The organism is Oscillospiraceae bacterium (assembly GCA_035380125.1).
GTDB lineage: Bacteria > Bacillota > Clostridia > Oscillospirales > JAKOTC01 > DAOPZJ01.
This window is the reverse complement of the sequence record DAOSWV010000001.1, coordinates 142,632-152,257: the sequence shown is the minus strand read 5'-3', so window position 1 is coordinate 152,257 and position 9,626 is coordinate 142,632. Positions and strand designations below refer to the sequence as shown.

The 9,626-nt window shown below is 46.5% G+C and carries 9 protein-coding genes; 2 read left to right on the top strand and 7 right to left on the bottom strand.

All coding sequences use genetic code 11. The annotated features are described in order from the left end of the window. Positions 1 to 212 (top strand): hypothetical protein (locus tag PK629_00635; protein ID HOP09977.1); only part of this gene is annotated, 212 nt, incomplete at its 5' end. A 66-nt stretch (positions 213 to 278) separates the two neighbouring features. Here the strand turns inward: PK629_00635 and tadA are convergent. From tadA to PK629_00605, 6 genes are all read right to left on the bottom strand, one after another. Next, positions 279 to 731, bottom strand: a complete 453-nt coding sequence (tadA, locus tag PK629_00630; protein ID HOP09976.1) for a tRNA adenosine(34) deaminase TadA — start codon at positions 729 to 731, stop codon at positions 279 to 281. Next, positions 715 to 1,764 carry a type II CAAX endopeptidase family protein gene (locus PK629_00625; GenBank protein ID HOP09975.1) on the bottom strand — a complete coding sequence of 350 codons (1,050 nt, stop codon included), beginning with the start codon at positions 1,762 to 1,764 and terminating at the stop codon, positions 715 to 717. Before PK629_00625 ends, tadA begins: the two co-directional genes overlap by 17 nt. A gap of 152 nt (positions 1,765 to 1,916) precedes the next feature. Next, the gene (locus PK629_00620; GenBank protein HOP09974.1) at positions 1,917 to 2,816 is read right to left on the bottom strand and encodes a carbohydrate ABC transporter permease; all 900 of its coding nucleotides are present in this window, start codon (positions 2,814 to 2,816) and stop codon (positions 1,917 to 1,919) included. Between the two features lie 17 nt (positions 2,817 to 2,833). After that, a complete protein-coding gene (locus PK629_00615; protein HOP09973.1) occupies positions 2,834 to 3,799 on the bottom strand; it encodes an ABC transporter permease subunit in 966 nt (321 codons plus the stop codon). 320 nt (positions 3,800 to 4,119) lie between these two features. Beyond that, entirely contained in the window at positions 4,120 to 5,337 is a 1,218-nt protein-coding gene (locus tag PK629_00610; protein HOP09972.1) for a response regulator, read from the bottom strand. Beyond that, a complete protein-coding gene (locus PK629_00605; protein ID HOP09971.1) occupies positions 5,330 to 7,147 on the bottom strand; it encodes a histidine kinase in 1,818 nt (605 codons plus the stop codon). The genes PK629_00610 and PK629_00605 overlap by 8 nt, the downstream gene beginning before the upstream one ends. A 199-nt stretch (positions 7,148 to 7,346) precedes the next feature. On the opposite strand from PK629_00605, the gene PK629_00600 reads away from it, so the two are divergent. Continuing rightward, positions 7,347 to 8,936: an MBL fold metallo-hydrolase gene (locus PK629_00600; protein ID HOP09970.1), complete on the top strand. Its 1,590-nt coding sequence runs from the start codon at positions 7,347 to 7,349 to the stop codon at positions 8,934 to 8,936. A gap of 224 nt (positions 8,937 to 9,160) precedes the next feature. Here PK629_00600 and PK629_00595 read toward each other — a convergent pair whose 3' ends face one another. Beyond that, positions 9,161 to 9,592 (bottom strand): hypothetical protein, encoded by a 432-nt coding sequence (locus PK629_00595; GenBank protein HOP09969.1) that lies wholly within the window; start codon positions 9,590 to 9,592, stop codon positions 9,161 to 9,163. Between the last annotated feature and the right edge of the window lie 34 nt (positions 9,593 to 9,626).

Genomic DNA, 9,626 nt, shown 5'->3' with positions numbered 1-9,626 from the left:
TAGGGCTTTGCCCGTCTATGAAAAACCCCCGGTTTTACCGGGGGATATTTATTGTGCAAAAAAAAAGTGCCATGAGGGCACAAAATAAGGGGTTAAAAGAGAGGGAGATAAACGAACAGCGGCTGCAAAGCAGCCGTGGTCAAAAAACCGACCAAACTGTTCTTGTTTATAATACCACAGTCTTCACAAATTGTCCATACTTCATCCCTTGATTTTGGAAAACTTTCATGTTTTTGGTTGCGCTGCCAAATCCGACTAAGCCTTTTTGTGCAAGATGACTATCGGGCATCTTTAAAAAATCCCTGTAAGAGGTTTCGGCACTCTTCTTCCAACACGCCGGTCTCGATTCGGATTTGTCCTGAAAACGGCATCGCAAATATGTTGCATATCGAACCACAACAGCCGGTCCTGTCTTCCCTTGTACCGATGACAACGCGTTCAATACGGGCATTCACCGCCGCACCGGCACACATCGCACAAGGTTCCAACGTCACATACAGCGTACAGCCTGTCAGCCGCCAGTCGCCGATGGTTTTACCAGCTTCCCGAATAGCCTCGATCTCGGCGTGCGCCGTAGGGTCGTTTTTACTCTGACAACGGTTTTGCCCGCGCCCGATGACCTTCCCTTCTTTCACGACAACAGCACCCACCGGTACGTCACCGCACTGCGCGGCAGACAGAGCCGAAGCGAGCGCCGCTTTCATGAATTCAAAGTCACAGGAGGTCGGCATACTGGACGATACTGTTGACCCAATCCTGCACCAGGGTCGTCATAAAAAAGGCGGTAAGGGCCATCAATACAATACTGATGATGATTGTGGGCGCTTTGAAAAAGATACCATAGCCCTTTTTCTTCCCGGACAGTTCATACGGCTGACGCTCGTTTTTGAATGCGGCGCTTTTTTTGGCCGTCGCTGCCACAAATATCGCGGCTGCTGCTCCCAACAGGAAAAATGCACCCCAGGCAATATAAGTGGCTACATCTCCGGCCTGATCACCAAATCTTTCTGCCACAATATTCAAGCCGAATGCGACCATGTTGTTGATCAAATGCAGCAGTACAGGCGTCCAGAGTGAACCGGTATAAACCGCCGCCGCACCGAGCACTAACCCGAATAAAAAGGCGAACGGGATTTGATAAGTATTGCCATGGATCAGACCGAACATCAGCGCAGAAGTAACAATTGCAAACGTATTTCCGTATCTGCGTAAAATCTGTAAAATCACACCCCGGAATGCGAATTCTTCGAAAATTGCCGCTAATAAGGATGTGCAAATAAATTGAACAATCAACGCACCTGTATCCGTAACCGGCGAAAACGCCGCGTCCAGCAGCGGTTGATAGGTGTCAAGCTTGACCAATGACAGCAACTGATCAAAATAACCGGCGGCAAACTGTAAAACGGGTATGCAACCGATGCCCATCAGGATGACCGGCCAGAAAGTATGGGGTTTGGGTATCTCCGCCGAAATTAATTCGGTTTTATCGCGCTTTGAGACAAAAAATAAAATAAAAAACGGAATTCCCATACTGAGAACATACACGAATGTCTGTATCAGTTGATCCGTGAGTTGACTAACCGATACAAGCGAAGGAATAGCGGCAATCACACCGAGAATGTTTTGCACCGCCAAAAAGATTAACAATGCCATACCGACCAAAATTGCATCCTTGCGCAGGAAATATTTTTTCCACTGCTGCTGAAGATCAAAATCCATATCCTCGGGGAGTTTTTTGTAAAATTCTCTTTTATAATCTTCCATATACTTTTTTATCTCCGTTTCATGCCGCTTTACGTGCTTTCTCAAACAAGGTCATTATACTATGAAAGCCGGTTGAATGCAAGAAATTTCTATTTATGTTTATCTGTACGAAAAAGGGGCGGAAAACCCGCCCCTTCGTTTTTTGTATTTGATTAGCCCTTAATGGAGCCCTTAAGCATACCGGCTGCAAAATACTTCTGCATGAACGGATACAGGATCAGAATCGGCAGGAACGAGACAATTGTCATCGCGGCACCGAGTGCGTCAGGGTTCAATGAACCGGCGCTGACATCGGTGATGCCCATTGCTTCCAACTGATCGTTCAGTTCGTTGATACGGGTCGGACCGAAGTTTTCAAACAGAATCTCACGGATTTTAACCGGGAAGGTACGCATTTCGGGTTGGCTGTTGTAGAGGATGGAGCTCATGTAGGAGTTCCAATAACCAACAGCGGTGAACAATGTGGTCGCCGAGAGAACCGATTTGGACAGCGGAAGCATGATCTTGGTGAAGACCGTGAATTCACCGGCGCCGTCGATCTTTGCCGCTTCAAGTAATGATTTCGGCAATCCCCAGAAATAGTTTCTTATAATAACCATGTTCAATGCGCTGAGCATACCGGGGATAATCAAAACGCTGTATGTATTGAACCAGCCGAGTGCTTTGATCAACAGGAAGGCGGCAACCATACCGCCATGTACGAACATGGGAATGACGATCAGGAAATAGACCATATTAATCATACCGGGCAGATCACGTTTGGACAGTGCATAAGCGCCCATTGAGTTGAATACCAGCGCTCCTGCCGCACCGACCACAGTAATCAGAATACTGTTCAGGAACGGCCGGTAAACCGAATAGTCCATAAAAATCATCTGATAGAACATCGTGGTGAACTGGCGCGGGAAAATTGAAAGGTCGATGGTTGGTGCGGCCATATCCAGGGATGTCTTGATGACAAACAGCACCGGGAAGATAAAGAGAGCAGTGAGTATACCCATCAGAATGTTGTTGAATACGCCGAATGCTTTTTCGCCTTTTGAACGTAACATTGTATTTCACCCTCCCCTTAGAATATTCCGCGTCCGTCGTCGGACAGCTTTTTAGCGGTCTCGTTGACGATGATGGTCATGATTGCGCCGAACGCAGTCTTAAATAAGCTCATCGCCGAAGACAGACCGAAGTTTCCGCCTCCGGAACCGAATGCCGTGTAATAAACCAATGTGTCTAAAACGAGTGAAACCTCTCTGTTTGATACGTTATACAAAATAAACATCGCGTCGAACAAGTCGAGAATACTCTTGAAAGACATGATCAATATCAGGAGTATGATACCTTTTAAAGCCGGGAGGGTAACATGCCAAGTCTGACGCCATCTGCCTGCACCGTCGATCGCTGCCGCTTCATATAATGTGTGATCGATTGAGGCCATCGTAGCCAAGTACAGAATTGTGCCCCAGCCCACACTCTTCCAAAGTGAAAGAAGAACGTACATGAACGGGAACCATCGAGGATCGCCCAGAAAATAGATCTCGGTGCCGCCCAATGTTTTGATTAAGCTATTGACCCAACCGTAATCGGGGTCGAGCAGGATTTTAAAGATACCGCTGATGACAATCCAGTTGATGAAGTGCGGGATCGTGGTCATCGTTTGAACGGCTTTTTTATAGCCTTGCGCGCGCATCTCGTTAAACAACAGAGCGAGAATGATCGGCGCCGGGAAATTGATGACATAGCCTAGTGCGGCGTACATAACGTTGTTTCGCAGAGCCAACGGGAAATCGGACATTCTCATCAATGAAACCAGATTTTCCAACCCGGTCCAAGCCTTGAAGCCTGCAGCTGACGTATATTCGCAAAACGAGGTTATCATACCGGGCATCGGGACATATGTAAAGATCACATACATCAATATCGCAGGTAAGATCATCAGGTAGACGATCAGATCCTGCGGTGAAAGCCCCCATGGCCTCGGTTCTACTTTTTGTAACGGGCTCCGGACCTCTTCGACTTCGGTGCGCGTTGCGACGCTCATAAAAAAAGGCACCACCTTTAAAAGTTATGGGAACATCGAACAGACATATGCCCTGTTCAACAATTCTTATTCATTATAACCGTTGTTTGTGTATTTTTAAATGATACTATCTTAACATTTATAGGACTATTCTAACATTTGGCCAATTTCGTGTCAAATTCGTGTATTTTTTTCTTTTTGTTTTGTAAAATTTCGGTTTTCTCTTAAGAATTTTAAAGAAAATAATTTGTGCAATTCGTTATATTGCACAAATTAATTAAAAATATTAGGCGTTTTATTGTTGATGAAAAACGCGAGATTTTGTGCATTATGCGCACTCATCACTCTGAACGCTGCCGGAACTGATTGGGAGAGACCCCATAGTACTTTTTGAAAATCCGAATGAAATATCCCGTATCATAATAATGCAGTTTTTCTGCAATCGCATAAATTTTGAGATTGGTTTCGAGTAGCAGCCTCTTGGCTTCCTGCATCTTGCAGTCGCAGACGTAATCGGTGAAAGCGATGCCTTCTGCCTGTTTAAATATTTTCGACAGATAATTCGGGTGAATACCGAGGTATTCCGCTACATTTACCAATGAAAAGCTCTCGTAAACCATATCTTGAATATAGCGTTTGGCACGCTGAACCAACGCCACCTGTGAACGGTTGGATTCACCGCCGGAAGAGACCACAATCTCGTTTTTTCCGTACATATCCGAGTTCCGAATCATGTCCAGAAGTGTTCTGTAAGCCGGGAAAAATTCGACTTTACCGTTAAATCGTTCCGAAATAAAAACCGACATCGAGATACCGTTTTCATTGAAGATCGATTTGATTTCATTGAATCGGGATCGGAGCAAATCTTCATTCAGCGAACCGCTGTTGATCACTGCGGTCAACCGCCCGCCAAAAAACATGAACACGATATTAAAACCGGAAAAATCCCGTTTAATCCGTTCGGCCAGATAACTGTAGTAATATTCGGTGTTTGCGGCTTCATCAAGGCCGCCGAGTTCAAACGAACAAATTGCGCCGCCGGTGTAATCAAAGCCGAGGTCATAACGCTCTCTGAGCTGTACATAACGATCATCATTATCCCGTCCGAGCGCGGCAAAATCTTCGTTGAGTGAAAAAGAAAGATACTCCGAGATGCTCTTTTTGGGCAGCTCGATGGTTTTCAAGCCGAGAAAATACTTCTCACGCATCTCACGGACTTTTTGCAGCAAAGACATCTCGTCGACCGGCTTTTCGATATAGTCGTCGGCTTTGTACATAAACGACTGGCGCACCGCATCAAACGAACTGTCGCCCGAAAGCATAATGACTTTAATTCCGCCGTACTGCTGCTTGACAATCTTGAGAAGATCCGTTCCTAGCATATCGGGCAAATGCAGGTCCATAATACAGAGTTGGATGATGTGCTCTTCAAGACGAGTCAACGCTTCCTGAGAGTCGACCGCTTCGTAAATTGCAACACCTTCACCCGCCCTTTTACAGACACTGCGTACATGCGCACGGACGTTGATATCATCGTCCACAATCAGAATGTTAAACATCGTCTTCTTCCTCCCCTTCAAAGTCCTCCAGCTGGTGTACCACCGGCTGAGGTTTTTCGACCGCCATGGTAACCGTCACCTTTGTATATTTTCCCTGACGGCTTTTTATTTTTATCCCGTATTGATTGCCGTAATAAAGCTGTATCCGTTTTTGGGCGTTGACCAAACCGGACTCGCTGCGCGCATTCTCGTCAGCCAGCAATTGTTCGAATACTTCCAGCCGGTTTTTGTTGATACCCTTGCCATTATCGATGATCTCAAAAACGAGTTTTTCCTCCTCACGACGGGCACGGATCAGGATTATAAACTTTTTGCGCGAAGAATCAAAGCCGTGAACGACGGCGTTTTCCACGATCGTCTGTACAATCAAGTTAAGCATCTCAATGTCTTGGATATCATCCTGACTCTCGATTCTAAACTCAAAATTACTGTATTTAAACTCACAGATTTTTAAATACATCTCACAGCACAGCAAAACGTCTCCGACGCTGAGAAAGTCGTTGCCCTTGTTGAAGACCAATCGGTACATCTTTGACAGATATCCCGTGATTCTGTTGACGTCGACAATCTCGCCGGCATTGGCTTTATAGGCAATCGAGTCAAGCGTGTTATACAGGAAATGCGGATTGATCTGGCTCTGTAAAAATTTGAGCTCCATGCTCTTCATCAGCAGGTCTTTCTGATACGAGTCGTTGATGTTGGCCTTAATCTTGCGCACCATCATGTTGAAGACGCGGGTCACCTCGTCCCACTCGCGTTCTTCGAATTCTTTCTGAATGACGTCATAGTCGTTATTTTGAATCTTCTCAAGCCTGGAGACCAGATCCATGACCGGGTCATAGACCGTCTTGATAATCAAACTGCGGGCGAAAAAGATCCAAACGAGAATGTCGAGCACCAGACAAATGCCCGCAACCGCAAGGAACCGATACATCTCGCTGTAATAATTGGCTGCCGGTGCGGCATAGATCGCCTTGAGCGAACCGGAATTGTCGTTTTCGATATAGGTGAAATAACGGATTCCGTTTGCGGATACGATTTTTGTGCTGCCCGTCTTCTCATCGGCCAATGCTTTCATGAGGATACCGTTTGCGCCGTTCTCGGTGTCTGTGGAAAACAGCACCGTTCCGCCTTGTACCAGCGTTACAAACTCACCGTCGACCCCCGAGGTGTTGTTGTTCATCGCCGCACCGAAAAAGTCATCCGCGACTCGGAGATAGAGGTAAGCCTCTTTTGAAATCGTTCCGATCGCAGGCATTTTGTACATATAATAAACACTGGTCTTTCCGGTGAATTCGTCGGTGTAATTAAAAAACGTGTTCTCAATTGAAATAATGTATAAATTATATAGCGCATATTCCTTGCTGTTTGTGGAGTCATTGTCAAGGGAAACGCCCAGATAAGAGGATATTGAAATATATTCATCCGGAAAATACAACCCGGCCTCATCAAGCCGCGGATCGGCCACGGCCATCTGCAGCATATAGTATGCCCGATCCATCTGGGTATTTGAAGCCAACGGTTCCAACCGTAAATTATCCTGTGTGATATAATCAAAATCGACATTTCTGCCGATAATTTCGGCAAGATTGTCGGTATAAGCCTCTATGGAATCGACAAAATCAACCGTCGTTGAAAAGGCGTTTTCGATATGGCGTTTTGAACGCTCATTGATACTGCCGTAAACGAAAATATATCCGGCTGAAAGGAACAACAGTTGGACCAGGCAGATCAATATGACCACAAAGATCAACTTTCCCTTGAGTGTGGCTTTTTTAGCTTTGCTTTTTCCTCTTTTGCCGTTGTCCACGTTGTCCCTCCTCTCACATTGTGTCTACTGGTTTATTTTAATACATCGAGACAAAAATTTCAAGCAAAAAACATGCTTATTATTAAAAAATAGTAAAATTGTGATATAATAAATATATTGTCGAGACATACAAAAGACAGTTTACATAAATCGATAAAAGGAATATAATGATATTTAATAAGCAATCGGAGGTGTTGACTTGAAAGTCACATTTTTAGGCGCTGATCATGAAGTAACGGGCAGCTGCACCTATTTGGAGACCGCCGGAAAACGGTTTCTGGTGGACTGCGGTATGGAACAGGGTCCGAACGAATTTGAAAACCGTGAGATTCCGATTCCGGACGGTTCGCTCGATTTTATGTTGCTTACCCACGCGCATATCGACCATTCGGGGTTGATTCCCCTGCTGTATAAAAACGGTTTCCGCGGTAAAATTTACTGTTCCGCAGCCACAGCCGCTCTGTGCCGTATTATGCTGCGCGATTGTGCGCACATTCAGGAATTCGAGGCCGAATGGCGCAACCGGAAAGCCAAACGTGCCGACGACAAAACATTCGAACCGCTGTATACGATGGATGACGCCGAGGGTTCGCTGACTCTGTTTGAAACCTGTGACTATAACCAAACGGTAAAAATCTGCGACGGCGTCGAATTTATGCTAATTGACGCAGGCCATCTGCTCGGTTCGTCCAGTATCCGGCTGACGCTGACCGAAGCAGGCGAAACCAGAAGCATTGTTTTTTCCGGCGATATCGGCAACATCAATCAGCCGCTCGTCCGAGACCCGCAGTATCCTCCGGTATCCGATTATGTTGTTACAGAGTCGACTTACGGCGACCGTACCCACGAACCGCCGCCCGATTATGCTGTCGCACTGGCCGAGATCATCGACCGCACGTTTTCAAAAGGCGGCAATGTGGTCATCCCGTCGTTTGCGGTCGGCAGAACGCAGGAACTGCTGTATTTTATCCGCCGAATTAAGTCGGAAGGAATGACCAGATACCCGAATTTTAAGGTTTATTTAGACAGCCCCCTTGCAATTGAAGCGACGAATATTTTTAACAACACCGACCCGCTGTATTTTGATAAAGAGACCCGCGCCCTGCTTGATAAAGGCATTGACCCAATCAAGTTTGACGGTCTGAATACAGCCATCACCAGCGATGATTCAAAACAAATTAACTTTGACTCCGAACCCAAGGTTATCATCTCGGCCAGCGGCATGTGCGAAGCGGGTCGGATTCGGCACCATCTCAAACACAACCTCTGGCGCAAGGAGTGCAGTATCGTCTTTGTCGGATATCAGGCCGTCGGAACCCTCGGGCGAATTCTGCTCGACGGCGAAAAAGAGGTTAAACTCTTCGGCGAACAAATCGCCGTCAAAGCCGACATCATCAATATGCCCGGCATCAGCGGCCACGCCGACGAAAACGAACTGCTGAAATGGATTCAACATTATAATCCCGCGCCGAAAAAGGTCTTTGTCAATCATGGTGAGAACACTGTCTGTGAGGGTTATAAGGACAAGCTCCGCACGCTGGGTTTCAATGCCGACGCCCCCTACAGCGGTGCGACTTTCGATCTCCTGTCCGAGCAGTTCACCTATATCGCACAACCGGTGGAGATTGAGAAAAAGCGGCCCGCCGCTGTCTCGACGGTATTTGACCGACTTGTCAGCGCCGGAAAACGTCTGACAGCTTTGATTTCTTCGAAAAAAGGCATGTCGAACAAGGAACTGGCCAAATTTGCCGATCAGATCAACGCACTATCCGACAAGTGGGAACACTGAGCATATATTTAATCATCATTGCGAGGGGCTTCCGCCCTGCGGCAATCCAGATTCTTTTCTTTTGATTGTTTCTCCTCGCAAAGACAGAGCGTTATCTGTCCGAGATTTTCCGGTTGCACAAATCCCCGCATTGAAAAATGCGGGGATTTGTTTCGCTCAGAATGACAGATCGCTTCCTACGGTTAAGGCACAAATTTTTAAACGTTCAACCGACACCCGCAACGTCAAATCGAAAGAATCCGGTTCGCCGCTTCTTCCGGCATTATTTTTTCGCTTTCGATCTTCAGCAGGCAGGGCTCGTTATCAAAAATCCCGTGTTTGGCCTCAAGCATCTTTGCAAGCGGCGGAGGCAGCACACCGTTCGTCCTTGCGGCGAAACGGGTCTTGATCGTGTTCAAACCCGCCGTTACAACAACCCTTTTTGCGCTCTCCGGCAAAAATGCCAGATGCGGTTTTTCGGTGATCACATAGACGATATTGTCGCCGTTCACGGCTTGTGCAAGCAAAATCTTAAATTTTTGCACAGCTTCCGTTTCACTTTTTGCAAGGCGCAGATAGTCCTTGCCACTGTAAACGGTTGCATTCAGCTTTTCCTTTAATACAGCGGCAATGGTGCTTTTGCCCACGCAGCTTTCTCCGATCAGTGCGATCAGCATTTTATTTCCTCCGATTGTATGAAAACGGCGGCTT